The 1,551-nt window shown below is 33.0% G+C and carries 4 protein-coding genes; all 4 read left to right on the top strand.

What is annotated here, in order from left to right; translation table 11 throughout:
• On the top strand, window positions 1-328 hold a 328-nt coding region (locus AOB46_RS23535), incomplete at its 5' end, for a hypothetical protein (protein WP_157845100.1).
• A 78-nt stretch (window positions 329-406) separates the two neighbouring features.
• Entirely contained in the window at window positions 407-784 is a 378-nt protein-coding gene (locus AOB46_RS22640; protein WP_131724460.1) for a hypothetical protein, read from the top strand.
• A gap of 1 nt (window position 785) precedes the next feature.
• Window positions 786-1,214: a hypothetical protein gene (locus tag AOB46_RS22645; protein WP_062703666.1), complete on the top strand. Its 429-nt coding sequence runs from the start codon at window positions 786-788 to the stop codon at window positions 1,212-1,214.
• 143 nt (window positions 1,215-1,357) lie between these two features.
• Window positions 1,358-1,551 (top strand): hypothetical protein (locus AOB46_RS22650; protein WP_131724461.1); only part of this gene is annotated, 194 nt, incomplete at its 3' end.

A 1,551-nucleotide genomic window follows, 5' to 3' on the forward strand; every position in this document is an offset into this window, starting at 1 on the left:
AGGAAAAACAACATATAGTCAGTTTTCTTCTAACGGGATGTCAGCTTGGGCTAATTATGAAAGTTTACCATTTGGTGAAGCTTCCCGACTTTATAGTTGGATTGATAGAGGTGGTAGTGGATATTATACATACTGGTCAGGAGGAGATAGTGATTTTACAGCTTTTTTTCAAGGTGGAAAGTTAAATTTTGGTGGAGATTTTGGAAATTATAACTTAGTTAGGGTTTATAATAATGTGCCAGAGATTAGGCAATCATATCATAACTTCAATCCGTATATACCTGATAATACTCCGGATTGGTATGCCTTTGGGGGGCGTGCAAATTGATGGTTTGCATTAGCTACTGTTGGTATAGAAAACCTATCAGGAGGAACAAGAGTTACAACACAGGGTAAATCTCTGAAATTGTATTTTCCTAAACCTAATGGTCGTATTTTTTATGGCAACCAAAGTACTAAAACCATGGCAGTAAGTAAAATTGGAGGTGTCTTAGGTAAAGCAAGTTTGGGTGCAGCAGTATTGATGGACACTAAAGGAGTATACAATTATTATAGAAACCCAGATTCTTCTAATAAAGTTAGTCCTGCAAAGGCAGGATTAAATACTTCCATGGGAGTTGTGGGAGTTGTAGGAGGTACAGTGGGTGCAACTGTCAGTACTATTTACTTTGGGGTTGACGCATTTTATCCTGGAGGTTGGGAAGCTGCGATGGAAATGAATAATAGTTTGATGGAGCAAAACCAAAATATAGTAACTGGTTTTAATTTATATAGAGATTATTGAAATGAAATTGTTAAAAAAAAAATATTATTATTTATTTTATAAAATATATAGATTTATAGAAAGTATATCCGAGTCAAATGGTGGAAAATTTTGGAGTGATTGGAAAGCAAGTTTAGTCTTAGATTGTTTAATATATTTTCTTCTAATTTCATTATTTATTTACTATAATATTTTTATTAATCCTTATGCGAATTTAGATGAAAGTAATATTGATATTTTCGTTGTAGTTGTTATAGTCGCTTTATTTAATTATTTTGTTTTTCACCACCGAGACCAATGGAAAAAAATAGTTGTCGAGTATGATAAGCTTGCTAAGAAAAAGAATAAAATAGGCAGTTGGATAGTTATAGGAGTGATAACAATGATAATAGTAAATCTTATTTACGCATTTTATCTAATGAGTCAGATAGATTGGAGTAAGTATAGATAACTTCCATCGTTCATATCCAAAGGAAAACAATAGACTGTTTCATTTTTGAAGCAGTCTATTTTACTATAGGTGACTACATCTGTCTGCAATTTTGAAATAATAAGTATATTTACAACTATACCGATCAGCTAGGAAATGTACGGTTGAGCTATCAGAATAATGGTTCAGGAGTACCAGTTCTTGAAGAAAATGTAATGAATAATCTGGTGATGATGTATGACCCGGATGGAAGAGTAAGCCAGGAATGGCTTAATGGAATTTACAATATGTCACGACCAGGAAAAACAACATATAGTCAGTTTTCTTCTAACGGGATGTCAGCTTGGGCTAATTATGA

Origin of the sequence: Chryseobacterium indologenes (assembly GCF_001295265.1) — a bacterium.
GTDB lineage: Bacteria > Bacteroidota > Bacteroidia > Flavobacteriales > Weeksellaceae > Chryseobacterium > Chryseobacterium indologenes_A.

Bases quoted from the DNA above. Each gene is read 5' to 3' on its own strand.
- AOB46_RS22645 (WP_062703666.1), top strand. From the start codon at position 786: ATGAAATTGTTAAAAAAAAAATATTATTATTTATTTTATAAAATATAT.